The sequence below is a fragment of the Plantactinospora sp. WMMC1484 genome (genome assembly GCF_049315195.1).
In the GTDB taxonomy this organism is placed as follows: Bacteria; Actinomycetota; Actinomycetes; order Mycobacteriales; family Micromonosporaceae; genus Plantactinospora.
The window spans coordinates 7236379-7261029 of the sequence record NZ_CP186055.1 but is presented as its reverse complement, the minus strand read 5'-3'; the positions used below and the strand labels follow the sequence as shown (position 1 = coordinate 7261029).

Annotated in this window: 15 protein-coding genes and 2 pseudogenes; 6 read left to right on the top strand and 11 right to left on the bottom strand. The window is 71.4% G+C overall.

Annotation, left to right across the window (positions count from 1 at the left end; genetic code table 11):
- The first annotated feature begins 1 nt into the window (after position 1).
- Positions 2-1243 carry an FxsB family cyclophane-forming radical SAM/SPASM peptide maturase gene (locus tag ACN28C_RS31220; protein ID WP_422771067.1) on the top strand — a complete coding sequence of 414 codons (1242 nt, stop codon included), beginning with the start codon at positions 2-4 and terminating at the stop codon, positions 1241-1243.
- A complete protein-coding gene (locus tag ACN28C_RS31215; RefSeq protein ID WP_422771066.1) occupies positions 1221-3056 on the top strand; it encodes an HEXXH motif domain-containing protein in 1836 nt (611 codons plus the stop codon). The genes ACN28C_RS31220 and ACN28C_RS31215 overlap by 23 nt, the downstream gene beginning before the upstream one ends.
- On the opposite strand, the gene fxsT is transcribed toward ACN28C_RS31215, so the two are convergent.
- The 5 genes from fxsT to ACN28C_RS31190 form a co-directional block, all read right to left on the bottom strand.
- Positions 3025-7077: an FxSxx-COOH system tetratricopeptide repeat protein gene (gene fxsT, locus ACN28C_RS31210; RefSeq protein WP_422771065.1), complete on the bottom strand. Its 4053-nt coding sequence runs from the start codon at positions 7075-7077 to the stop codon at positions 3025-3027. The genes ACN28C_RS31215 and fxsT overlap by 32 nt on opposite strands.
- Positions 7078-7091: 14 nt before the next feature.
- Positions 7092-8321 (bottom strand): TIR-like protein FxsC, encoded by a 1230-nt coding sequence (locus ACN28C_RS31205; protein ID WP_422771064.1) that lies wholly within the window; start codon positions 8319-8321, stop codon positions 7092-7094.
- A 304-nt stretch (positions 8322-8625) separates the two neighbouring features.
- Complete coding sequence (locus ACN28C_RS31200; protein ID WP_422771063.1) at positions 8626-9147, bottom strand: hypothetical protein; 522 nt, start codon at positions 9145-9147, stop codon at positions 8626-8628.
- Positions 9148-9160: 13 nt separating this feature from the next.
- A complete protein-coding gene (locus tag ACN28C_RS31195; RefSeq protein ID WP_422771062.1) occupies positions 9161-13363 on the bottom strand; it encodes a polymorphic toxin-type HINT domain-containing protein in 4203 nt (1400 codons plus the stop codon).
- A gap of 30 nt (positions 13364-13393) precedes the next feature.
- A complete protein-coding gene (locus ACN28C_RS31190; protein ID WP_422771061.1) occupies positions 13394-15643 on the bottom strand; it encodes a S1 family peptidase in 2250 nt (749 codons plus the stop codon).
- A gap of 487 nt (positions 15644-16130) precedes the next feature.
- On the opposite strand from ACN28C_RS31190, the gene ACN28C_RS31185 reads away from it, so the two are divergent.
- From ACN28C_RS31185 to ACN28C_RS31175, 3 genes are all read left to right on the top strand, one after another.
- Positions 16131-16580 (top strand): SCP2 sterol-binding domain-containing protein, encoded by a 450-nt coding sequence (locus ACN28C_RS31185; RefSeq protein WP_422771060.1) that lies wholly within the window; start codon positions 16131-16133, stop codon positions 16578-16580.
- A 179-nt stretch (positions 16581-16759) separates the two neighbouring features.
- On the top strand, positions 16760-17185 hold the full coding sequence (locus ACN28C_RS31180; RefSeq protein ID WP_422771059.1) for an SgcJ/EcaC family oxidoreductase: 426 nt from the start codon (positions 16760-16762) through the stop codon (positions 17183-17185).
- Positions 17186-17279: 94 nt separating this feature from the next.
- Positions 17280-18080, top strand: a complete 801-nt coding sequence (locus ACN28C_RS31175) for a TIGR03084 family metal-binding protein (RefSeq protein WP_422771058.1) — start codon at positions 17280-17282, stop codon at positions 18078-18080.
- A 37-nt stretch (positions 18081-18117) separates the two neighbouring features.
- Here the strand turns inward: ACN28C_RS31175 and ACN28C_RS31170 are convergent, their stop codons facing one another.
- From ACN28C_RS31170 to ACN28C_RS31145, 6 genes and pseudogenes are all read right to left on the bottom strand, one after another.
- Positions 18118-18387 (bottom strand): hypothetical protein, encoded by a 270-nt coding sequence (locus ACN28C_RS31170; RefSeq protein WP_422774947.1) that lies wholly within the window; start codon positions 18385-18387, stop codon positions 18118-18120.
- A 222-nt stretch (positions 18388-18609) separates the two neighbouring features.
- Positions 18610-18756, bottom strand: a pseudogene (locus tag ACN28C_RS31165) (MerR family transcriptional regulator); the annotation flags it as partial.
- Between the two features lie 175 nt (positions 18757-18931).
- Positions 18932-19714 (bottom strand): annotated as a pseudogene (locus ACN28C_RS31160) (helix-turn-helix domain-containing protein); the annotation flags it as partial.
- 359 nt (positions 19715-20073) lie between these two features.
- Complete coding sequence (locus tag ACN28C_RS31155) at positions 20074-21162, bottom strand: carboxymuconolactone decarboxylase family protein (RefSeq protein WP_422771057.1); 1089 nt, start codon at positions 21160-21162, stop codon at positions 20074-20076.
- Between the two features lie 12 nt (positions 21163-21174).
- A complete protein-coding gene (locus ACN28C_RS31150) occupies positions 21175-22815 on the bottom strand; it encodes an FAD-dependent oxidoreductase (protein WP_422771056.1) in 1641 nt (546 codons plus the stop codon).
- Positions 22812-23381 carry a DUF5987 family protein gene (locus ACN28C_RS31145; RefSeq protein WP_422771055.1) on the bottom strand — a complete coding sequence of 190 codons (570 nt, stop codon included), beginning with the start codon at positions 23379-23381 and terminating at the stop codon, positions 22812-22814. Before ACN28C_RS31145 ends, ACN28C_RS31150 begins: the two co-directional genes overlap by 4 nt.
- A gap of 249 nt (positions 23382-23630) precedes the next feature.
- Here ACN28C_RS31145 and ACN28C_RS31140 point away from each other — a divergent pair, with 249 nt between their 5' ends.
- Complete coding sequence (locus tag ACN28C_RS31140; protein ID WP_422771054.1) at positions 23631-24629, top strand: DUF1702 family protein; 999 nt, start codon at positions 23631-23633, stop codon at positions 24627-24629.
- Positions 24630-24651 lie beyond the last annotated feature (22 nt).

Here is a 24651-nt window from a genome sequence, read left to right as displayed (position 1 = left end):
CATGCCGCCAGTGCCTCCTCGACCACCTGCCACAAACCGGCCGACGGAGCCGACCCGATCGACGCCGCCGGATGTCCGTGCGGAGGGGCGAGGGGTTCCGTTCCGCGAATACGTCGTCAAGTTGCAGTCGCGCTGCAACCTGGCCTGCGACTACTGCTACATGTACGAACTGGCCGACCAGAGCGCCCGTAGGGCGCCGGCGATCATGGACGGTGCCGTTTTCGACCGTGCCTGCGAACGGATCGCCGAGCACGCCGGCACGCACAGACTCACCGGGGTACGAGTGGTGTTCCACGGTGGAGAGCCCATGCTCGCCGGCTCCGCACTGCTGGCGGAGCGTGTCGGCCGGCTGCGTGCGGCATTGCCGGAGCGGACCGTCGCGGAGGTCGCGGTGCAAACCAACGGCGTGCTGTTGACCGGCGCCGACCTGGATCGGCTCGCGGCCGCCGGAGTGCGCGTCGGGGTGAGCCTGGATGGCGGTCGGGTCGCGAACGACCGGCACCGGCGCTACCGCAACGGGCGCAGCAGTTTTCCGGCGGCGGACCGGGCACTGCGGATGCTGCGCGCCCGGCCGGAGGTCTTCGCCGGCATCCTCTGCGTGGTGGAGGTCGAGAACGACCCGGTGCACACCTACGAGGCACTGCTGGAGTACGACCCGCCGATGGTGGACTTCCTGCTGCCGCACGCGCACTGGGACCGTCCGCCCCCCGGTTGGCACCCCGGCGCCACCCGATACGGCGACTGGCTGATCGCGGTCTTCGACCGGCAGTACGGCGCACCCGTCCAGGAAACCAGGGTGCGCCTCTTCGAGGAGCTGATCCGCCTGTCTTTCGGTGTCCCCAGCCGGACCGAGACGCTGGGACTGAGTCCCGTCGCCACGGTGGTGATTAATGTGGACGGTGCCTACGAGCAGGTCGACACGTTGCGGTCGACGTACCCGGGAGCCGTCCGTACCGACCTGAACGTCTTCGCCGATTCCCTCGACGCCGCGATGTACCATCCGCAGGTACGCGCGCGCCAGGCCGGAGCGGCGGGACTCGCCGACGACTGCCAGCGGTGTGCCGTGCATCAGGTGTGCGGCGGGGGCTACTACCCTCACCGCTACCGTGCGGCGTCCGGCTTCGCCAACCCCTCGGTGTACTGCGCGGACCTGGAGCGGCTGATTCGCCACGTCGTGGCGCGGCTCCGCAGTGATCTGACCGGCCTGAGGGATGGTACCCATGCACACGCATCACCTGGCTGACGCCGAGCTCGACCAACTGGGCCGTGGCCTGGGCGACCCGGCGCTCATCGACCGGCTGCGCGCCGGCCAGCTGAGCAAGCGGATGCTGCATCTGCGGCTGCTGTTGGACGGCCTGCCGGAGCGGAGCCCCGTACACGAGCACTTCGCGCTCCTGGTCGCCGCGACCCGGCGGCGACCCGACCTCGGGCCGGTCGCCCTCGCCCACCCGCACCTGGGCACCTGGCTGGCCGAACAGCTCCGGCGGCTGCACCGTGGCGGGGACGGCGCAGCCGCACCGGCGGATCTCGACTATCTCGGCTGCGTGGCGGCGGACGCGGCGACCCGCGCCGGCCTGGACTTCGAACTGATCCTCACCCCGCGCGACGGCACCGTGGTGCTCCCCGGCCGGGGCATAGCCCTGGTCGACCCGTCGGCACCGGCCGTCGTCCACCACCGCGACGGCGTCCTGCGGGTCGGTACGCTGACCGTTCCCGCGGAGCCCGGGCGCGACACGGAGAACTGGTTGGCGGTGCGGACGCTGCGGGCCGAGAGCGAGGGCATCGGCATAACACTTCTCCTCGACGACCTGGACCCGTTCCGGGACCGCCACCAACTCGGCGCGGCCGATCGGCTCGACGAGGCCGAGGTACGGCACTGGCAGGGCGCGCTCAGCTCGGCATGGTCGATGCTGACCCGGCACCACCGCCGGTACGCCGAAGGCATCGCCGCCGGCCTGACCACGGTGGTGCCGCTCGACGCGCCGGACAGCACCGCCGGGGTGAACGTGACCAGCATGGACGCCTTCGGCGCCACGGCGATGACCCGGCCTGCGGACGGGACCGCCCTCGGGCTCGGCCTGGTGCACGAGTTCCAACACGCGAAGCTCGGCGCCGTGCTCGACGTCGTCGAGCTGTACCAGCGAGACGAGCGGCCCCGTTACTACGCACCCTGGCGCGACGACCCCCGCCCGCTCGGTGCGGTCCTCCAGGGCGTGTACGCGTTCCTCGCCGTCACTGACTTCTGGCGGATCCAGCGCACCCTCCTCACCGGCGGTCCGGCCCAGCTCGCGGAGGCGGAGTTCGTCCGCTGGCGCGACCGGGTCTGGCGGACCCACGACACCCTCGTCAGGGCGAACCGGTTCACCGCGCCCGGACGGCGTTTCCTCGCGGCGATGCGTGGGGCGCAGGAGCTGTGGTGGAGCGAACCGGCCTCGCCGCTGGCACAACAGTTGGCCCGGGACGCCGCTGCCGACCACTGGGTGGGCTGGCGGCTGCGTAACCGCCGACCGGATCCGGCTGCCGTGCTCCGGCTCGCCGACCTCTTCGATGCCGGAGAGCCATGTCCGGCCCGCTGGGTGGAGGTGAGCGTCGAGGCACGGGCGGAGCGGCTGCTCACCTTCAGCGCCCGGCTGGACCTGACCCGGCTGGGATTGACCGACCCGGCACGGTTCGCCGCACTCTGCCGGGAGCCGGACCCGGGCTTCTCCGTCGGCGACCTCGCCCTGGTCGGCGGCGATCTGGCGGCGGCCCGGGACGCGTACCGCGCGCAGATCGCGGTGGGCGAGGATCCGCTGGACGCGTGGATCGGCCTGATTCTGGCGTGTCAGCGTGACGACGGGTACCCGGTGCGGCTCGAGTCACCCGAACTCTGCCTCGCCGTGCACACCGAACTGCGCCGCCGGGGCCGCGAGGCGGACCCGCTGGGGCTGGCCCGTTGGCTGGAGCCGGTGACCTGCGACGAGGACGGCGCGGGCGAGCGGACCTGGGGTCCGCTCGTCCAGCCACGCCGTACGCCGGTCGGTGCTACGTCGGAGGCGGCTCCAGATCGCAGTTGAGCCGGTTCTCCTCGGCCAGCGCGATCGTGTTGGGGTGGGCGTCGCCGAGGACCCGGCGAAACACGGGTAGCACCGAGCGGCGCAGCTCCTGTGCCGAGGCCCGGTCGCCGTCGGCGGTGAGACTGGTCGCCAGGTTGTTGGCGACCGCCAGCGTGTCGGGGTGGTCGGGGCCGAGGAGCTGCTGGAGCCGTGCGTAGTCCTCCTCGTCGGTGCGGCGGGCCGCCGCGTAGTCACCCTGGTGGTAGAGGCAGTTGCCGAGGTTGATCCTGGCGGCCAGCGTGTACGGGTGGTCCGCCCCGGCGACCGCGGTGAACCGCTGCACCATGTCCTTGTTCAGCTCGTACGCCCGGTCCGTCTCCCCGCTCTTGCGCATGAAGATGGCGACGTTGCTCCCGTACGCGAGCGTGAAGAGGTGGTTCTCGCCCATGGTCTGCCGGTACCACTCGTACACCGGCTGGGCGCGGCGCAGCGCTGCCTCGTCGTTGCCGAGCGCGGAGTCGTCGCAGGCGAGGTTCATCGCGCATGCCTGGACGTCGGGGTGGTCCGGGCCCTGGAAGAGCCGCCGCGAGCGGTTCAGCGTCTCCTTGCTCAGGGCGTGCGCCTGCGCGAACTCCCCGATCTTCCGCAGCGTCACGGCGTAGTTCTTGATAGCCCGCAGCGTCTCCGGGTGCTCCTCGCCGAGCACCTCCCGGTGCGCCTCCACGGTCTGCTCCAGCACCCGGCGCGACTCGCGCAGCTCGCCGATGTCGCGCAGGTCGCGTCCGTAGTTGCCGGCACTGTAGAGGGTGTTGGGGTGCCGGTCGCCGAGCACGGCGCGGCGCCGGTTGAAGGTGTCCTCGTCGAGTTGCAGGGCCCGGCGCAGGTCGCCGACGAGCCGGAGCGACACGGCGAGGTTGTGCGCCGCGTTCAGCGCCAGGGGGTTGAACTCGCCGAAGACGTCCCGGGCCAGCGGCTCGGTCTGCTCGTCGAGGTCGCGCGCCTCGACGAAGCGGCCCAGCGCGCGCAGGTCGCCGGCGAGGCTGCCGGCCGCCATCAGCGTGTACGGGTGGTCGCCGCCGAGGGTGCGGAGCAGCCGCTGGTGCACGTCCTGGTCGATCTCGTGCGCGGCCGGATACTGTGCCCGCAGCCGCAGCACGTTGGCGAGGTGGAAGCGCATCAGCAGCGTCTGCGGGTCGTCCGCGCCGAACCGCTGCTCCCACTGCGCGATGCTGGCGGTGGCCAGTTCCTCGCAGGTGGTGTAGTCGACCCGTTTCCAGAGGTAACGGGCCATGTCAAGAAGCAGTTGGCGCACCTCGGGCTGTTCCGAACCCATCGTGCCCGGCGGGACGATGTGCGGCCACAGGTCCGAGTAGAGGCTCCAGTTCTCCGGCCGGTCCGGGTCCTTCCGGTTCGCCGCGGCGAGGATCGCGTGGACGTGCTCGCGGTTGCCGGCGGCCTCCTCGGGCGGCAGCGAGGCCCGGATCACCGCCTGGACCAGCGGGTGCAACTGGATGCTCGTCTGCCCGGCGTCGTCGGAGTCGCCGGCCCGCCGCCGCTGGTCGGCCCGTACGCCGGACCGCCCGGCCTCGATCCGGGCCAGCGCGTACCGGCCGATCTCCCGGATCGCCCTCCCCATCAGCACCGGGTCGCGCAGCGTCGGGTCGTACGGCACCAGCACCGACACGAAGCGTTCGCTGTAGACCAGCCACATCGGAATCGGCTCGGCGGCGAAGAACGCGCAGATCTCAAGGAGCTTCGCCGAGGCCGGACTCCGCTCGCGCAGGCTCTCCAGGGAGACCAGCCACGGCTGTGCACCGGTCTCCTGGTAATCGGGTGGCAGCTCCTCGGAGAGCATCTGCGGGAGCTGGCGTTCGAGCCGCTCGAGGTACTGCTCCACCGGTTCGCCGGTGGTCGCCAGCCAGGCTCCGGCCTGCTCGATGGCGAGCGGCAGGTCGCCGAGGCGCCTGGCGACCACGGACGCCTCGGACTCGGAGAGGTGATTTGCCCGGCGCCGCAGGAACGCGGTGCTCTCCATCCGGCTGAAGACTCCCACCTCCACCGTCTTCGCCTTCTCGGCCCACGCCTGGTTACGGGTGGTCACCAGAGTGTGCCCGGGCCCCTGTGGAAGGATGTCCCGCAGTTCGGCGGGATCCTCCGCGTTGTCGAGAACAATCAACCACCGCCGGTACGGCTGGCCCCGGCGCAGTGCGTTGAGCACGTCGGTCACCCGCTCGGAGACGCTGCTGCCGGCCGCTACGCCGAGCTGCTCGGCGAGTTCGGCCAGCGAGGCGCGTACCACGCTCGGCTGCCGGGCAGAGATCCACCACACCACGTCGTAGTCGGCGCGGAACCGGTGCGCGTACTCGAGGGCGGTCTGGGTCTTGCCCACCCCGCCGAGACCGTACAGTGCCTGGGGCAGGACAACGGTCTCCGTGGTGGACAACCGGTTGCGGATGTCCTCGAGCAGCGCCCGGCGGCCGTGGAAGGCGACGTTACGCGGGGGCACGTTCCAGGTCGGCGGCTCGGAGTTGGGGAAGCGGTGCCGTTGTGCGATGCCCGGCTCGGGCGCGGACCCGTCCCGGCGCTGCGGCCGGGGGCGGTCGAATGCCTCTATCAGCCGTTCGCGGGCCCGTTCCTCGCTCAGCCCGGCGAGTTCGACCGGCTCGCGTTCGGTGAACGGGGCGGGTATCCGGGCGTTGTCGAGCCGGACCGCGACCAGGTAGCGGCGACTGTCCAGCGGCTCCCGGTCGATGGTCTTGTTCCACAGCTCGGCCGCGTTGGGGGACTGCACATAGTCCTGGGAGAGCAGGATTGCGATCTGCCCCGCGCCCTCCGGCCCGCTGACGTCGGTTTCCACACCAGCGGCGGAGAAGTCCACCTCCCGCATGATTACCCGCAGGCCGGTCTCGGTCAGCTCGCCGGCGATCCACTCCGCCCACATCCGGTCCACCGCCGCATAGCTGATCAGCAGATCCGTCCCGGTACCGGCACGCACCCGCTCGAAGGCCGGCAGCCAGCGTCGGCGCTGGCGTTCCTCCATCGGGGTCAGTTGCGCCACGCGGCCGTCGCTGACCTCCCGGGTCAGGCGCTCGTATGCGGCGAGCAGGGTGCCCTCCTGCCGGGACCGGTCCCCGAACGGCGCGAGGATCTCCTCGTACGCGTAGAAGGGCTTGTACGGGATCTCGATGTCGCCCCAGTACTGGTCGCTCTCCTCTGCGGTCAGCCGGGGTAGAAAGGGTGCGAAGCTGCGCCGGGCGTGATCCCGGCCGGCTTCGAGCTTGACCTGCTCGGCGTCCTCCACCCGCATCGGCACGGGCAGCAGCCGGGTCTTCCTGCCATCGCGCTGGCGCATGATCGAGTCAGCCACCGCCACCGCACCGTCGATGCTCTGCTCGTTCATCGTGAATGAGGCGACCACGGTGTCGGGCAGCCGGACCGTGCAGATGCCGGCGCCGTCACCGACCCCGGTGCGGCTGTCGACGAGCACGTAGTCGTAGTTGTCCCGCATGCTCTTCGCGAGTGCGTCGAGGAAGACGTTACCGCCGAGCCGTTCGAAGAACGCGGACCAGTCGAAGGTGACGACCGCCGTGGTGTACGTCGAATCCTGCCGCCCGGCGGGAAGCAGGTCGAGGTAACCGGCCTTGCGGCGCTCCTCGCCCGGCCCCGCCGGGGGTGGCTCGAAGTTCCAGTCCAGCGAAACCGCGAAGCGCAGCACGTCGGAATAGGCCGAGATCCAGCCCGGATCCTCGTTGTCGGCGGGCGGCTCGAGCATCGCGTCGGCGTAGTCGCGGACCATGTCGATCACACCGCGCGACGATTTAAGGTGCTTGTCGAGCAGGAAGGGATGGAAATAGCGGTGCAAGCCCGGCGACTCCAGATCCCAGTCAACGGCGAGGACACGTTGACCGGAACTGGCGAGAATCCAGGCCACATTGGCCAGGGCCATCGTCCGGCCCGCCCCGCCCTTGTACGAATAGAACGTGATAATGCTGCCGGGACGTCTGGGACCGCTTCCTGGCGTGGTCGTGTTCGCGGGTGTCACCTGCACACCTTCTGTCAGCTCGGATTCATCCAGGGGCCGTCCACACGCGCGTGTTCGGTGCTCACCGGACCCTCCAGCACTCGCTTCACCGTACCCACGCTGTGCACGCGGTTCCGCGCGGCCTCGAGGACGTCGGGAAGGGCGTGGCCAAAGGCCACGTGGGTCGGGATCGCCGATCGGTACAGCTCGTCGTCGTTGGCCAACTTGCCGAACATGCCCCGGCATGCCATCGACAGATCCGGCCACTGCTGGCGGGTCTCCGGGTCGTCGCGGCTTTTCGGAATGAGAACGGCGGTGATCGGCACCCGGTCGTTTCCCCCGCTCGTCAGGGCACGCTGTATTTCGTCGAACCGGGTCACCCAGGCATCGACCAGCAGCACGATGATCTGGTTGTGCGCGTGCGCATGCGCGGCTCGGATCGAAAGCTCGTCCAGGCTGGCCACCCGGACATTGACGCTGTGAGTCTCGGCGATCCTGCACGCGTACTCGACAAGCGGGCTCAACAGCGGTGGCCGGTATGGCGCCCAGTCGATGGCGCGGTCGCCGTACACGTCGAGCGCGGTGCGCACGGTGCCCATGTCGACGCGTGGTAGTGCCACCACGACGAGGTGTGTCGTAAGCGGCCTGTCGTCCAGGCTGGAATCGCCATCCGACTCCCAAAGATTACGGTGAAAGGCGCTCGGCAGGGTCGCGAAGTCGGCCGCCGCCACACCCTCGGCCAACCGGTGCGTCTCCACGCTGTTGACGATCTGCTCGGCTAGTTCGAACGTGAACGCGCGGTAGTCGTCCCGGAGCCGTTGCAGCCGCATGAGCTGTCGAATTCCCAACTGCCGGTAGGTGTCGCCGAGCGCGTCGGAGAAGTATTGGATGGGCTCGGCGACCGGGTGCATCTTCGACGGTACGGTCGGAACCCACATCAGTGGTTTGAGGAGCGAGGAGTCTGCCTTTGTTACCGACTCATAGCGATGTGTGCGGTCGGCGAATGCCTGCCACTCCTGGCCGCAGGCCGGGCTCTTGAAGTAGCGTGGGGACATGAGTGCGAGAAATGATCGGCACGAGGAGAGCGCTTCGGAGAGCTGTCGGGGCCAACGCTCGCCGACCTGGATGCTCCGATCGACGAAGCCGACCACCGCATCGCCGGGCAAACCAGCCCGGAGTCGCACTTCCTTGCTGAGGTCCTGAAAGAAGCGCTGGACAAGTTCATCCTCCTCACCTCGCGCGTAACTGAGGAAGAAGTAGAGCACTTGACCTCCGAGGGTCGTGGCCCGTGGCCGGGCAGATCTGGATTGGTGATCCATCCTCACTGTGCGGGGGCGTGGCGCCGAGTATAGAGGGTCCCGTCACCGGGTACGGGTACGCGAATTGATCAATAACGGCTGGTGAAAGAACGAACCGAAACCGATCAAGAACGGGGCAGCACGACAGTCCGCCGGCCGGGCACCGCGAGCCGACGCCGCTACGTGCCACCCGAAACCGCGTCAGGAGACGGTCAGCCCGGGGCGGCAGCGCCCGGCGGCACGCCCGGCCCGTGCGGGAACCGCCTCCGGGTCACGGCGTGGTGGGCCCGCTGCCGTACCGGAAATCGTCCGTCGAGCCGTACACGGCCAGCCCCATCGCCGATAGTGAATCGTGCCCCGCGTTGCCGGCGACGAACGCCCGGAACGTGGTGTGTGCCGGCTCCGGCAGGTGGCGCCGGACATCGTCGAGAATCCGATTCAGGGTGCTGCCGAGGATCCGCGCGCTGTGGCTCACCGCGGCGAGGACGACGAGATTGTCGCGGGGGTCAGGCAGCCGGGCGTCCGCCATGCCGAGCGCCACGACCGCCCGGCGCAGCGGGACGACCGATCCGGTCCGGACCGCGACCGCCGCCATCCGCTGCCCGTACGCGCTGAGCACGCCGGCCGCCCTCGGCCGAACCGCCTCCAGCATCCGCCGCCGCTCGCCCGCCGGAGCCCCGAGGTAGTCGAGCACCACGGACTCCACCACGGCGTCCCGCCCGTCCGGCAGTCCGACCGCCGGATAGCCGTCGAACTGCCGGCCGAGCAGGTGCGCCACCGTGGGTTTCGACATCACCCGCCGATTCCTACCGCGGCGGCGGGACGAGGTGGTCGCCCTGCCACCGGTATCCGTTGTCCAGCAGTTGCTGGATCTCCCGCGCGAAGGTGGACGGCTCGTGCCGACCCTTGTGCCAGTAGTTTCCCTTGGTCAGCGAGCCCACGTAGACCGTACCGCGCTGGTTGACGATCGACTGGATCCAGGCGTCGTTGAGCTGTGCGTTCCACATCGGGCGCGGGATGTCGAAGAAGGTGTGTCCCGGCCATTCCCGGACGACGGCGTTCTCCGGCCAGCGGCCGATGACCGGCATGCCCTGGCTCGGATGCCACCGGTACTGGGCCGGCAGCACGTCGACCGGCGCGGGCACCGGTGCCCACACGTAGTCGCGGCAGGAGTTGTGCACCAGTACCGCACCGGCACCCGTGCCCACGTAGTAGGTGTGGTGCACGGCGACGGTGAGGTTGTGCACGGTGGCCGGCTCGGTCCGGTGCCCGGTCCGGGTGATCTGGACCCAGCTTCCGGTGCCGGTCCGCAGCCACTGCCCGGCGCGCAACTCGCCCGCCTGCACCCACTGCCGGAGGTCGGCCACCCAGAACGGGTGTTCGGCGGTGGCATGCAGCGTCGTCGGGGCCGCGCCGCCCCGGCCGTCGGGATCGACGGTGACCTCGACCAGGCGTTTGACGCCGGCACCGGTGAGGATGTCGGTGACCGGCTCGGCGCTGGTGGTGCCGGTGGCGGGATCGGTGGCCAGCACCCGGTCGCCGACCCGGACCTGCTCGATCGGGCGGCTCGTGCCGTCGGCGAGCAGCACCGGCGTACCGACGGTGAAGCTGTTGCGGCCGCAGAGCTTGATCGCCGAGACGAGCCGGGCGAAGGCGCCGTTCTGGGCCTGCGCCTCGACGGCGGCCCGCTCCAGCATGGCCGCAGTACGCACGCTGACCGCCGTACCGGCGACGATGCCGACTCCGGCCGTCGGCAGGCCGACGAGTTCCGGCGCCAGGATCGGGGTGAACGCCTGCAGCAGGGCCGCGCAGACGCCGACGCAGTAGGCGATCCCGACTGCGACGGCCACCCCGGCGAGCACCGCGATCTCGGCCGCCGCCAGTGCGGTGAAGAGCGCGGTCGCCATGGTCAGGACCGCCGTGACCAGGGTCAGCTCCTGGTTCAGCTCGAACTGTGGGTTCAGCACGTCTCGCAGGCAGGCGTCGTACGTCTGGCTGCCCTCCTGGTAGAGCAGCTCGCAGACGCCGGCGTTGAGGTAGGCGACCTTGGCAGGATCCTTGATGATTTTCTCGACGTTGCTGAGGCAGGTCTCCTTGTCGATGTTCACCGCCTCGCACCGCAGACCCTGCTGGTACGCCCACGCGGCCACCTCGTCGGCGGCGGCCCGCTTCGCGGCGTGGAACGCCTCCGCGTACGCGGCCCGGGCCTGTTCGGCGTCCTTCTGCGCCGCGATCGCCGCGTGGTACGCGTTCGTGGCGGAGGCGAACGCCTCGGAGGCAGAGCCGGCGGCGTGCTCGGCGGAGGCGTGCGCCCACGCCGCCGAGCGGGCGGCCCGCCTCGCAGAGGCGTTGGCCGAGTTCGCCGCCGCGACGGCGGTCCGGGCCGAGGCGGCGGCGCGGTTCGCGGCCTCCTGCGCCCGCGCGGCCGACTGCTCCGCCCGCCGGGCGTGGTCGGCGGCCCGAGCGGCCGACTCGGCCGCCTGCCGGGCGTAGTCGGCGGCCTTGCCTGCCTCGTTCCGGGCGGTGGCCGCCGTGGCCTGCGCCTCCAACGCGCTCTGCACCGCGACCGTGGCCACCTCGGCGGCCTGGGCCAGCAGCGCGGAGACCACCTCGTCGTGCGCGGCCGCGTCCTGGTCGCGTTGCGCGGCCGCATGCCGCTCGACATCCAGGAAGTGGGCCAGGAAGGCGGGTGGTCCGTCCAGCGCGATCTGCGCGGCGGCCTTGAGTTCCGGGCCGCTGCCGTCCGCTGCCAGGATCTGGTTGACCCTGACCCGCTGGTCGGCCGCTGCCGCGGTGAACCGGCCGACCTCCAGGAACTGCCGCAGCGCCGCGCCGGTGCCCGCGTCCAGCGCCCGCTGCGCGTGTTCCGCCGTGACCACGTCTCCGGCGTCCCGGGCCGCCGCCTGCACCTGGTTGACCGCCAGCCGGTCCTCGGTGGTACGCCCCGGGTAATCGCGGGTGCGGAGGAACTCCGCGACGTCCGCGTCCGAGCCGTCCAGCGCAGCCTGTGCGCCGGCCCGCATCGCCGGGCTGCCGGTGGCCATCAGGCCGGAGAGGGTCGCCCGGTCATCCTGGCCGGCCGCTGCCGCGACCCCGGAGTGCACGAACTCCAGCGCGATCGCGTCGGGGCCGGCCAGCGCGTCGAGCGCCGCCGCCCGGGTCCAGGCCCCGTCGGCACTGGCCAGTGCCAGGGCGACCTGCCGCGCGCTGCGTACCGCCACCGCTTCGGCCGTCGTCGTGTCGGTCGCCTCGGCGATCAGCCGGTCGACCTCTGCCGAGCGGCGGGCTGCCTGCGCGGCGTCCCAACCGGCCCGGACCTCCAGCCGGTTCACCTCGGCGGCGGCGGCGAGCGCGGCCTCACGGCCCTGCTCGGTGCTGATCCTCAGGCGTTCGGCGTCGGCGGCGCGGGCCGCCTCGTACACCACGTTGGCCTGGGTGGCCGCGTCGACGGCGGCCTCCGCGGCCCGGACCGCCGCGTTGGCGTGGTTGGTGGCCCGGACCGCCGCCTCGGCCGCGTTTCCGGCGTGGTCGGCCGCGTCCTCGGCGGCCGCCGCGGCGGCGTTCGCGTTCGCGGCCGCGCGGTTGGCCGCGTCCCGGGCCGCGAAGGCGGCGTTCGCGGCGGTGCCGGCGAAGGCGACGGCCGCCTGTGCCGCCCGGGTCGCCCGATCCGCGTTGGCCCTGGCCCGGGCGGCGGCGGCCCGGGCCACCGAGGCGTCGGCACCGGCGCTGGCCGCGAAGTTGCCCGCCTCGATCGCCGCCTCGGCCGAGTCGGCCGCGTGCTGGCCGGCCGAGGCGGCCGCCGATGCCGCCTCCCCGGCGTGCCGGGCCGCCACCCCGGCCGCGGCCGCCGCCTCGGCCGCCCGCTGCGCCCCGACGGCGATGTCCCGGGCGTAACCGGCGATGGCGCGCGCCTGGCTCGCCTTTGACGCGTCCGTCGCGGCCAGCGCCGCCGACTGGTACGCCCGGGACGCCGCCTGCCCGGCCCGGGACGCGGCCGTGGCCGCCCGCGCCGCGGCACCGGCGGCCACCCGGGCCGCCGCGCTCGCCGCCCGTGCCGCGCCGACCGCCTGCTGGGCCGCGTGCGCCGCCCGGTCCGCCGCGTCGGCGGCGCGCCGGGACGCGGCCGCCGCCTCGACCGCGTCGTCCTGGGCCCGGGCGGTCGCCTCCGCCGCCGCCCGCGCCGCCTGTCGGGCCGCCGCCGCCTCCGTCACCGCCCGGTCCGCCTCGGCCCGGGCGGCCCGGGTCTCCGCCTCGGCACGGGCGCCCGCCACCTCCGCGGCGCGGACCAGGTCGGTCAGCGTCTGCGTCTCCTGGTCGCGGGCTGCCGCCACCGCCCAGTCGACGTCGATGAACCTGGTCAGCGCCTCGACGGTGCCGGCGTCCAGCGCCCGCTGCGCGCCGATGCGCACCTGCGGGCCACCGGTCGACAGGATCTGGTTGACCCGCAGCCGCTGGTCGGTCAGGTGCGGCTGCCGCCACCCCGAGTCCAAAAAGGTGCCGAGCGCCGCCGGGTCCGTCGCGTCCAGCGCCCGCTGCGCGGCCGCCCGCAACTGCGCGCCGCCGGAGGCCATCATCTGGTCGACGCGTACCCGCTGGTCGGTCCACCAGGGCTGCTGCCAGCCGGATTCCAGGAAGGTGCCGAGCGCCGCCTGGTCGGTCGCGTCCAGCGTGCGCTGGGCGGCACCGCGTACCGCCGGGCCGCCGACGGCCATCATCTGGTTGACACCGAGCCGGTCGTCGACCCGGCCACGCTGGCTCCAGCCGGAGTCCAGGAAGGTGCAGATGTCCGCGTCGCCGCCGAGCAGCGCCTGCTCGGCGGCGACGCGCACCTGCGAGCCACCGGTGCGCCAGGCCATCACCACGGCGTCCCGGTCGCAGCCGGTGGCCGCCGGGTCGGCCTTGGCGGGCGCGGTACGCGGCACGCCGACCAGGGTGAGCAGTACGGCGAGCACCGTCAGGGCGGCGATCGCGGGGCGGCCTCGACCCGTGTGGACCGGTGTGATGCTCATCGTGACCACGTCTCCTCGATGTCGACCGGGTCAGGCGGGGACCCGCAGCTCCAGCAGGGTCGTCGGATCGTTGTTCGGGTCGGCGCCGATGCCGACCTGGGTGCTGCCGGACGGGTTGACGGTCACCGAGGTCGCCGAGCCCGAGTCCGTCGTCACGACGGCGGTCATCGGATGGCCGTGCCCCGGCTGCTGTCCGTCACCGCGGATCTCGTAGACCCCGGGCACCTCCAGCACGAGTCGTCCGACCGGCGCGGTCACCCTGAAGCAGATCAACCCGGCAGCGTTCGGCCCGATCTGCTCGGTGGTCCAGACCTTGACCACGCCGACGTTGCCCACCGGCGGAGTCGCGCAGTCGGCGAGCAGGATGTGGCCGTCACCGGAGACGAGCCGTACGTTCAGCGACGCCAGAATCGCCGCCGCGTCCGGATAGTCGAAGCGCTCCACGATGGAGGTCTCGTCGTCGGCGGCGGGTGACACCGTGACCGGCATCAGCGGGGCGGCAATATTCCGCCCCCGACCCACCACCCAGGCGGTGTGCCCGCCCGGCCGGTAGAGCAGCAGGTAGTTCGGGCCACCGGAGTGCTCGTCGTCGAAGGCGATGATCCGGTCCCTGCTGTCGGCCAGGTCGTAGCCGCCGATCCCGGCGTTGCTGCTGAAGACGGCGTTGAAGGTGTTGCCGGTGCCGTGCCGGAGGACGAAGACCGTGCTGGCGCCGGGGCGGTAGAGCACGAGGTGGTCGAGCTTTCCGGTGTGTTCGTAGTCGTAGGCGAGGAGTTGGTCGCGGGTGTCGGCCATGTTGTAGCCGCCGATGCCCTGGGTGGTGGTGTGGTAGACGGGGATGAAGGTGTGCTCGGCGGTGTGCCGGAGGATGAAGACGGTTTTCGAGCCGGGGCGGTAGAGGACCAGGTGGTCGGGTTTGCCGGTGTGGTCGTAGTCGAAGGCGACGATGCGGTCGGCGGCGCTCTTGAGGTCGTAGCCACCGATCCCGGCGTTGCTGCTGAAGACGGCGTTGAAGGTGTTGCCGGTGCCGTGCCGGAGGACGAAGACCGTGCTGGCGCCGGGGCGGTAGAGCACGAGGTGGTCGAGCTTTCCGGTGTGTTCGTAGTCGTAGGCGAGGAGTTGGTCGCGGGTGTCGGCCATGTTGTAGCCGCCGATGCCCTGGGTGGTGGTGTGGTAGACGGGGATGAAGGTGTGCTCGGCGGTGTGCCGGAGGATGAAGACGGTTTTCGAGCCGGGGCGGTAGAGGACCAGGTGGTCGGGTTTGCCGGTGTGGTCGTAGTCGAAGGCGACGATGCGGTCGGCGGCGCTCTTCAGGTCGTAGCCACCGATCCCGGTGACGCTGTTGAACACCGGCACGTACGTGTCGTCCGGCGCGTGCCGGAGGATGGCGATCCTGCCGGTTCCCGGCCGGTACACCACAAGGTGGTCCAGCTTGCCTGAGTGGTCGTAGTCGAAGGGCACCACCTGGTCGCTGTTGTTCAGCAGGTCGGAGCCGCCGATCCCGCTCGAACTGTGGTGGTAGGCCCGGAAGGCGCTGACGACGTCGGGAGTGTTCGAGGTGATCCAGCTCCGAAGGTTGTCGACGCGTACCGCGTCCGCACCGTGCCGGGTCCCGGTGACCGCGAGGCAGCCGCCCTGCCCGGAGGCGAGGCCGAGCCCGAGCAGTTCGGGTTCGCCGGACGCGGTGCGGAACACAGGGCCGCCGGCATCGCCGAGGCAGGCGCTCACCGGGTTGTCACCCTGCCCGGTCCAGCCGAACCGGTCGGCGTCGACGCTGCCGACGGCGGCCCGCGCCGCCTGCAACAGGTCGGGCACCCACTCGGTCGCGGTCCGGCCGTAGCCGGCGACGTGCACGGCGTCCCCGGGGGCGGGCGCCGTGCCGCTGAGTGGCACCGGGGCGACGTCGGTGACCCGCAGGGAGAGCTTGGCGAGCAGGACGTCCCGGTCGGGATGCGGCACGATCCGCACGACCGGCAGCGCCCGTCCGTCCGAGCCCGACAGGTCGGTACGGCCGACCGTCACCGTCGTGGGTTGGGCCGGTGCTCCCGTGCTCACGGAGGCGCCGCCGACGGCGAAGCAGCTTGCCGCCGTGATCACCCACCGTGGGGCGACCAGCGCACCGGTGCAGGCCCGCGCGCCGCCGACATTCACCTTTGCCACGAATCCCCAGGACCCGGCGGGTACCGCCGCCCCGCCGCTGACCGCGTGGGCCGGTGCCACCCCCCACGACGAGACGCCGACCAGTCCAACTATCAGCACAACCAGAAAGCGCCGCAGCACGCTGCCTCCCCCGCAAACGCACAGCCGGGTGCGCAACCCCACCCGTCCGATCCGATGATGCGAGCACCGCACCATGGCGCGGCTTCATCTCGGCTTCATCGCCGTGTCAGGAGGTGCGGCAGGGCCGGCAGGCGGTCAGCTTCTCCCGCTCTCAGCTCGGAGGTAGGCGAGGACGGCGAGTACCCGGCGGTGGTCGTCGGCGGCCGGTGCCGATCCGGCTGCCGTGGTCGGTGCTGCTCGTCGCCGTGACCGCGTGTGTGGTGATCGTCTGCGCGGCCGGCCTCGTCCCGGCAACGGTAGCCGGCGTCGCTCCCGATGGTGCTCCGGTGGCGGTCGGGAGGCGCCGGTGTGCAGCCGAGGGAGAGCAAGTCAGGAGGTGAGCCATGCCGGCGCCGGTGACCAGGATGGACGGGCGTCAGCGCACGACGTGCATCCGGCCGAGACGGCCGTGGCGACGATCTGGGAGCCGTTCCACCGGGAGGATGAGATGCCCATCGAGGACCTCGATCCGGAGAAGCTGGACGCCCGCGAACTCGCCCTGCTCGTCAAGGCGACCTCTACCGAGGAGCTGCGGGAACTCATGTGTGGGAGCCGGCGCCGGGCCGTGCTGGACACCGTGCTCGCGCGGATGCCGGGCGTCTTCCGGGGCGACCGGGCCGGCGGCACGTCGGCGGTGGTGCACTGGAGGATCGGCGACGGCCCGGACGGTGCCGTGGACGTCTACGAGATCGTCATCGACGGTGGTGCCTGCGCGCTGTCGACCGCGCCACAGCGGCAGCCGAAGCTCACGCTGACGGTCGGTGCGGTCGACTTCCTCCGCATGGTCACCGGAAACGCCCACCCGGTGACACTGGCGATGAAGGGAAAGCTGAAGACGAAGGGCGACCTCGCCCTGACCGCGAGATTTCCACAGATGTTCGACATTCCGCGGGTCTAGGGCTTCGGCAGCAATTCCCTCCGCTGACACCGGTGGTTCTGTCGGGGTGTCGGTTCCGCCCGGAGAGCCGCAATACCGGAGATGCGGCGGGCCTGGGCCGCGTGCCAGGGTGATCCAACGAGAATGCGCCGGCAATCGGCCGGCCTTTCGTGCGTAACACGATGGGAGGCGAGACGAGAATGACGATTACCGGGCCCGCGACAGCGGCCACGGACGCCGATCGCGCAGCGATAGCGGCGGTCCCCGCACGCATGGTGGAGATCTGGGCGAAGCACGATGCCGACGCATTCGCCGAGCTTTTCACGCCGGAGGGCGTCCTTATTCTTCCTGGTGTCTACCGGAAGGGGCGCGACGAGATCCGCGCGTTCATGGCGGCGGAGTACGCCGGCGCCTACCGGGGCACCCGCGTGACGGGTCAGCCCGTCGAGGTCGTCCCGCTCGCGCCCGGCGCGGTGGCGCTGACCACCGTGGGCGGGGTGCTGGCTCCAGGCGAGTCGGAACTCTCCGCCGAGGCGGCCATCCGGGCGTCCTGGATCTTGGTGAAGCGCGGTGACGCGTGGTTGCTGGCCGTCTACCACAACTGCCCGCGCGACCCGGCCCGATAGCTCAGAGGAGCCCGACAGCTCAGAAGAGCCCGACAGCTCAGAAGAGCCCGACAGCTCTGATTCCGCCCGCTAGCCCAGGAGAGGTGGCAGACGTATGAACGAGACAGGAGTGGTCCCGGACCTCGTCGCGGAGGGCGACGAGGTGGACCGCATGGTGCGGGGACTCGACGCGCCCGAGTGGAGGCTGCCGACCCCGGCGCCAGGCTGGACGATCGCCCACCAGATCGCCCACCTGGCCGCCACCTTCCGGATGGCGGCGCTGGCGGTGGCGGATCCGGACCGTTTCACCGCGATGACGGCGCGGCTCGGTGACGACTTCGACGCCAACGTGGCGCACGCGTTGGCGGAGTTTCTGGCCGAGCCGCCGGACGTGCTGTTGACCCGCTGGCGTGCCGAGCGCGCCCGTGCGGAGCAGGCTCTGTCGGCCGTGCCGCCGGACCACGTCGTGCCCTGGCTCGTCCGCCCGTTGCCCGCGGCTGTGCTCGCATCGGCCGGTCTCATGGAGCTGTTCGGGCACGGCCAGGACATCGCCGACGCGCTCGGCGTACGGCGGGAACACACCGACCGCGTCGGTCACCTGGTCGCCTTCGCCGTCCGCACCTGGGACTTCGGCTACCAGGCGCGAGGCCTCATCACTCCGGACATCGCGCTTCGCTTCGAGCTCACCGCGCCCTCGGGCACGGTGTGGACGTTCGGCCCGGCCGGGGGCGAAAACCGGATCAGCGGCCCGGCGGTCGACTTCTGCCTTCTGGTGACCAGGCGCCGGCACCGCGACGATCTCGGCCTGACGGCGACGGGCGCCGAGGCCGACCGGTGGCTCGACATCGCGCAGGCGTACCGCGGGCCGGCCGGTCCGGGGCGGCGCCCCGGCCAGTTCGCGGCGCCGGTGGGGTGAATCGGGTCGCGACGCCGTGAACCGAGGTCGCCCGCGCTCACCGGTGCGCGGGCGACGCCGCGTCGAACCGCTCGGCCGCGAAGTGTTCCTGTGCCATCCGGCGCACGGTCGCGAGCGCGGCGTCGAGCAGAACCATCCGGATCACCGCGGCGGCCCGGTCGGCGCTGGCGCCCTTCGACGGGAGCAGGTCGAGCTCCTGGAGGACGAGCCGCTCGGCCGCGGCCGCGTACGGGCTGAAGAACTCCATGTCGCAGTCGCAGCCGAGATGGCGCAGTGTCACCACGACGTGCGCCAGCCTGCCGGCCACCTCCGGGTCGACCTGCCAGCCCAGCCGCTGGATGAATCCGTCGACGTCGGAGCGTGCGACGCCTATCCCCCTGACGGTGTCGACGGGCGGCTGCTCCGGAAAGCGCGCGCGGTTGACGACCTCGTACAGGTCCGGAACCGACAGCTTTTCGTCGTTAATGGCTGCGAGCAGCTCGCCGACGGTGGAGAGGTCGAGTTGGCCGATGTTCGTGAAGGCCCTGATGAGGCGGATCCGGTACAGGTGCCTCTCGTCGTACTCGGCCTGGTTCCGCTGGGTCGGTACGCCTCTGGGGAGCAGGCCCCTGCGTAGGTAGAACTTGATCGTGGCAACTGGTACTCCGGTCCGCCGGCTGAGGTCGGAGATGCGCATCAAGCCCCCCGCAGGTGTTGCTTATGGTTCCTGTGGTGCCGCACCGCACCTGGTTGAGCTCGCCAAGATTATCAGTGACGTCAATACGTTCCTTTGCGTTGGTATTGATGGCCTTGCCCGGAATGATGATTTCCACCCGGGTGGAGTCTTCCGTGGTGGACCGGGTCGCCGTGCCGGGTGACGGGTCGGGGTCGGGAGCTGCGGCCAGTGCCGTGTTCCGGGCGTCGAGCAGGGCCAGTAGTACGGGTGGGTCCAGTGTGCCCGCCGGCTTGAGGGCCAGGTCTGCCTGGATGAACGTGTCACGACCGATGGTCAGTGGACCGTTCGTGGCGACGGAGACCGAGCCGTCGGAGCCGTCCGGCTCGCCGATCGCCGCTCGCGGGTCGCCGGTCACCTCCTGTGCCAGCAGATACCACATTCCGGGCGGCACGCTGTCGAACCGGTACTGGCCCGGCCCGGACAGAATCGCGCACCGCACCGGCCGCCCCTGAGGAATTCGGTCGGGAAAGAGTCCGACGAAGATGAGACTGCTTTTTTCCTGCTGGGCCGGCCACACCCGTCCGGAGACCCGACCGGACGAGCGGCCGTCCATGCTGGCGTGCGGATCGAGAGATATGTGCGGCGCGAAGCCGGACCGCTTGCGATAGGCTGTCGGCGACATCCCCACACTTCTGCTGAAACGGGTACTGAAGGTGCCGACACTGTTGTATCCGACGCGGACACTGATGTCTGCTACATTTAACGTGGTCGACACCAGAAGCTGTTTTGCCCGCTGCAATCGCAGAGCCGACAGGAAGCGACCAGGAGAGACGCCGGTGGCGCGTTGGAATATCCGGGTGAAGTGGAATTTGCTGAACATCGCCGCACGCGCGATGTCGTCTACCGTGAGCTGTTCTCCGAGATTCTCGTGCATGGCGGCGATGGCGCGCCCCACGGCCTGCTCGATCGGGTTGTCCACTCCTGCTCCTCTCGAGGTCTCGAATGGTCGCCTTTATCAAATTACCCAAAAGCGTCGACAATGGCCGAACCAACAGAGAGTCGAGAGCAGACAAGGCCTGACGGCCCCGGCCGCCCGTCGGCGTCAGTCAGTGGGTGGATAACAGAACGATTGTCGAAGCTCCTGGCCCCCGGTGCTTCAGGCTTGCTTGTCCCCGTCGACGAGTTGCGCCACATCGAGGTTAACTTAACGAGCCCCGTCGCAGCAACACCCGGATTTATAGATATCTATACCTGCGCAATCGCGAAGTGGAAATTGGATAGCGGTGCGCACCACTTCGCCGGGCGTAGCTGCCACGTCATCGTCCGGAAACGTTCAGGTTAATTCTGCCGTCCCGCCGGCGGTGCCGACTCGGCCCGCCACAACCGGGTGCCGATGGCACGCGCCGCGGCGAAGCTGGCCCACGACGTGAATTGGACCAGTCCCGCCTCGTCGAGACCGCCGCGGACCTCGTCGACTAGCTGGTCGGTCACCCGGTAGGGAGCGAAGGCGGTGAGCAGGCCGAGCCGGGCGGTCGCGCGGTCACGGGGCGGCACGCCCCCGATCGCCTCGTCCAGCCAGCCCGGCGTGCGGAACCCCGGTTCGACGCCGACCCGGCCGGCCAGCGTGGTCAGCACCAGCTCTCGTACCTCTGCGGTCGCGGTCCGCCGCCCGCCCTCCTCGAAGGCGGCGGCGGCCCGGGCGAAGGCCGCCGCGACCGGCGGCCGACCGGCGGCCCAGGACAGCTCCGGCGGCAGTGCGGCGTCGGGCAGGAGGTCCAGCGAGGTGCCCGGCGCGGGACGCCGGCGCGCCAGGCTCCCCATGACCAACCTGGCTCCCCGGCGCACCACACCCAGCGCCGGGGCCGGCACCGGCGGCAGCGGCGACTCGGTGAGGAAGAGGCTGACCATCCGGTTGAGGTAGTGGAAGGTCACCGCCACCCCGATGACCTCCGGTGCCTGCCCGGGCGGAAAGGGCGCCGGCCGGCCGGTGGCTTCCGGCGTCCCGCTCGCCGTGACCCAGCCGACCAGCTCGCGCAGTCGCGGGTCGGCGACCGCATCGGGCCGGCCGGCGACGATGGCGGCGGCGTCCCGCCCGGACGACAGGCCCGCCATCGCCGCCCCGTGCACCTCGACGCAGTACGGGCACCGGTTGGCGACCGACACCGCCGCCGCCACCGCCTCCTTGACCGACCGGCTGACCAGGCCACCCGCCAGTAGTGACTCCCGCAGCATCAGCCAGCTCGCCGCCAGCGCCGCCGGTGCGGGCGCGTGCAGCCCGATCGGCGGTGCCACCATGCCGAAGTCGGCCTCCATCTGCCGGTACACCCGGGCCACCGGCCCGGTCTCGGTGCCCGGCGCGACCGGGGCGACGTGCCGGATGTGCGCCGCGGACGCCCGGCGCGCGACGCGTGCGAACAGCGATCCCACGGCGCACCCCCGTCATGCCGTCCGGGCCAGGGCGACCGGCGGGGCCGTGCCGGTGCCGGGTCCGGGTGCGCCGTACCGCACCGCGACACCCCGCTCCTGGGCCGCCCGGACCACGCCGGGCATGGCCCGCTCCGCCAGCGCCGCGATGGTGAGCGCCGGGTTCACCGTCAACGCCCCCGGCACCGCCGAGCCGTCGGTGACGAAGATGCCCGGATGCCCGCGCAACTCGTGCCGGTCGTCGAGCGCCGAGGTCTCCGGGTCGTCCCCGATCCGGCAGGACGCCAGCGGATGCACGGTGTACGCGCCGACCAGGTCGTTGGTCCACGGCGCCACCCGCGCCAGGCCGTCGCGTTCGAGGATGTCCTTCACCTCGGCGTCGGCGAGCGACCAGCCGCGCCAGGTGTTGGGGGTGGGCCGGTACCGCAGCGGCCCGTCGCCCAGCATCTGCATGGAGAGCCGGTGTGCGTTGCCGGTCTCCGGCGGCGGCCCGAAGACACCCTCGTTGTCGTCCTCGGACATCGTGAAGACGGTCAACCACGACTGCCAGCGCCGCAGCATCTCCTTCTTCTCCAGACCGAACCAGGACGGGCCGGTGGCGCCGGGTACCTGGGCCAGGATGGTGCCGAGCCCCGGCGGAAAATACAGCTGCTCCAGCGAGAAACGCTCGTACTCCGGCAGCCGCCCGTCGAGCCGGTCCCAGCTCGCCACCGTCGGTCCGCGGCCGATCTGGTACGCGGCGTAGGCGTGCCCGCCCGGCCGCGACAGTCCCAGCACCTCACGCACCCGGTCCTCGTCGAAGACCGCCGTGTTGAGGCGTTCGCCGTTGCCCGAGAAGTACCGGCCCACCGCGTGCGGCATCGGGCCGAGGGCGGCCTCCGAGCGCTGGAGGATCACCGGTGTCGCGCCGGCACCCGCCGCGAGGACCACGAGCTTGGCGTCGATCGCTCCGCTGTCGTGCAGGATCCGGTAGTCCTCGGCGTCGACGATCCGGTAATGCACCCGGTAGCCACCGTCGTCGTTCCTGCTCAACTGCTGAACCTCGTGCAGCGGCCGGATCTCGGCGCCGTGGGCGAGCGCGGCCGGCAGGTAGTTGAGCAACAGCGACCGCTTGGCGTCGAACCGGCAGCCGGCCATCATCCAGTTGCAGTTGACGCACTCGTCCAGGTCGACGGCGGCGGGCGGCGGGTTGGCGGTGCGGCCGGCGTGCGCGCAGGCCGCCGCGAAGAGGCCGCCCGCGTAGGGCACCCTGTCCCAGGACTGCTGTGTGACCGGCAACGCCTCGGCGACGCGGTCGTACCAGGGGTCGAGCCGCTCCCTGCTGATGGCCGCCGGCCACATCCGGCGGCCGATGCTGCCGTGCCGCTCGAAGACGAACCGCGGGGCCCGGGGCATCGTGGCGAAGTAGACCACGCTGCCGCCGCCGACGCAGTTGCCGCTGAGCACGCTCATCCCGTCCCCGACCACGAAGTCGAAGACCCGGGTGTAGGAGGAGCCCAGCTTGTAGTCGTGGTCGAACTCCTCCGCCCTGAGCCAGGGTCCGCGCTCCAGGACCACGACGCGGGCTCCGCCGGCGGCAAGGTGGTAGGCCGCGATGGCGCCGCCGAAGCCGCTGCCGATCACGACGACGTCCGTCGACTCCGTGGCTGTTGTCATGCTGGATCACCTGTCACCGTCGTCTGTGGATGATGTGGGGCCAGGGCCCGTCCGTACGAGTACTCCGGAAACCGGAAAAGGCCCTCGGTATCCGGCGGAAAATAGCCGATCGTCAACAGTCCGGGGTGCCTATCGGCGAATGCCTCGGTGGTGCTGATGTGCGCGGCGCTGTCGAATGCCATGTTGCTGAAGAGTGCCAGCGCCACCCACATCTGTTTTTCGGGATGCTCCGGTGCGGTGAGTTCCCGCACCAGCGCGGTGCGGTGCGCGAAGGGCAGCGCGACGAAGGCGGGTACCTCCTCGTCGAGGCGGAGACCGTGCGTCGCGGCGTAGCCGGTGGCGTGGTCGTTCAGGGTGTAGAACAGCGAGTCCAACGCCTCCGCCAGCCCGCCTCCGGGCTGTTCGAGCAGGTCGAGAGCGCCGGCCGCGACGGCACCGCCGGTCGGGTCGGCGCCCGCGACGGCCCGGTCGTCGGGCGAGCGCTTCGTCCCCGGGACGATGGTGTCGGCGAACGCCTCTATGGTGGCGGTGCGGGCCGGCCCCGCGTCGTGTTCGTCGGGCTGCACGGCATTTTCTCCTCTCGTGAGGGAGTCTGTCGTGGATTTGAAAGACGGGCTCGGATGGTCGGGACATTCCGGTCCGTCAGTCGACAATCCTCCCGATACAGAGGTGGGAAATCATCTTCTGCGTTGCGCTGGACACGGGTGCCGGAAAGCCGTGCCCGGGCCGCGACAGCGCACGGCGGAAGACGGGATTTCGACAGGGCCGCGGCACGATGGGATGAGCTGTCCACGTTATCGGATTAGGAGCACGGTATGCCGATGCTCGGTTCGCTGCGCCGTTTGGCGTTGACGCCGTCCTTTGCCGGGGTGGGTTTCTCCGCGCGCGGCTTTCCGGTCCGGGCCACCGACGCGACCCGCCGTCTGGAGGCGATCCCGCAGGCGGTCCTCTGCGGCTTCGAGTGGGCGATCGAGGTGCGGGCCGGCTGGGAGGTGGAACGCCGGCTGGAGATGGTGGAACCCGAGCTGCGGGGGTTCGCGTACGAGGGCGCCGCGATGGCGTACACGGTGCGCGACGCGATGGCGGGCGGTCGTGGCCACCGGGCGCGGGACCTGCTGCGCGGAGCCGGCCGACCGCACACCTTCCTCACGTACATCGGCATCGGTTTCGCGATGGCCCGGTTGCCGCGGGTCCTGTGGCGCAACGTGCTGCCCGACCTGAGCGGAGTGCCGTACTACCCGACCATGAGCTGGCTGGCCGTCGACGGGTACGGCTTCGACCGCGCCTACTTCGAGACCGACCGCTGGGTCACCCGGCAGCGCCGGCCGGCGCCGTACCCGTGGCAGGGGCGGGCCGACTACTTCCCGCGCGCCGTCGACCAGGGCATCGGCCGAGCTCTCTGGTTCATCCACGGTGGCGTGTCGCCGGACGTGGCCGCGGCCGTGCGGCGCTTCGCCACCGGCCGCCAGGCCGACCTGTGGAGCGGTGTCGGCCTGGCGGCCACCTTTGCCGGCGGCAGTGACGCGGGCGGCCTCGCGGTGCTACGCCGGGCGGCCGGTGACAGGCTCCCGCAGCTGGCGCAGGGCGCGGTCTTCGCGGCCAAGGCCCGGGACTTCGCCGGCTTCGTGCCGGCACACACCGAGCTGGCGACCGGGATCCTCACCGGAATGGCCGTCCGGGCCGCGGCGGCGCTCGCCGACGACGTGGCGGCGGACGGCTTCGCTGCCGGTCCCGAGCCCGCCTACGAGATCTGGCGGCAGCGGGTCGAGGCGCAGCTGGCGTCCCAACTGCACGGCACCCGGAGCGAGCGGTAGCGCCCGGTGGCGCCGGCCGGTC

Bases quoted from the DNA above. Each gene is read 5' to 3' on its own strand.
- ACN28C_RS31220 (WP_422771067.1), top strand. From the start codon at position 2: ATGCCGCCAGTGCCTCCTCGACCACCTGCCACAAACCGGCCGACGGAG.
- ACN28C_RS31215 (WP_422771066.1), top strand. From the start codon at position 1,221: ATGCACACGCATCACCTGGCTGACGCCGAGCTCGACCAACTGGGCCGT.
- ACN28C_RS31200 (WP_422771063.1), bottom strand. From the start codon at position 9,147: ATGTCGAAACCCACGGTGGCGCACCTGCTCGGCCGGCAGTTCGACGGC.
- ACN28C_RS31195 (WP_422771062.1), bottom strand. From the start codon at position 13,363: ATGAGCATCACACCGGTCCACACGGGTCGAGGCCGCCCCGCGATCGCC.
- ACN28C_RS31185 (WP_422771060.1), top strand. From the start codon at position 16,131: ATGCCCATCGAGGACCTCGATCCGGAGAAGCTGGACGCCCGCGAACTC.
- ACN28C_RS31180 (WP_422771059.1), top strand. From the start codon at position 16,760: ATGACGATTACCGGGCCCGCGACAGCGGCCACGGACGCCGATCGCGCA.
- ACN28C_RS31175 (WP_422771058.1), top strand. From the start codon at position 17,280: ATGAACGAGACAGGAGTGGTCCCGGACCTCGTCGCGGAGGGCGACGAG.
- ACN28C_RS31150 (WP_422771056.1), bottom strand. From the start codon at position 22,815: ATGACAACAGCCACGGAGTCGACGGACGTCGTCGTGATCGGCAGCGGC.
- ACN28C_RS31140 (WP_422771054.1), top strand. From the start codon at position 23,631: ATGCCGATGCTCGGTTCGCTGCGCCGTTTGGCGTTGACGCCGTCCTTT.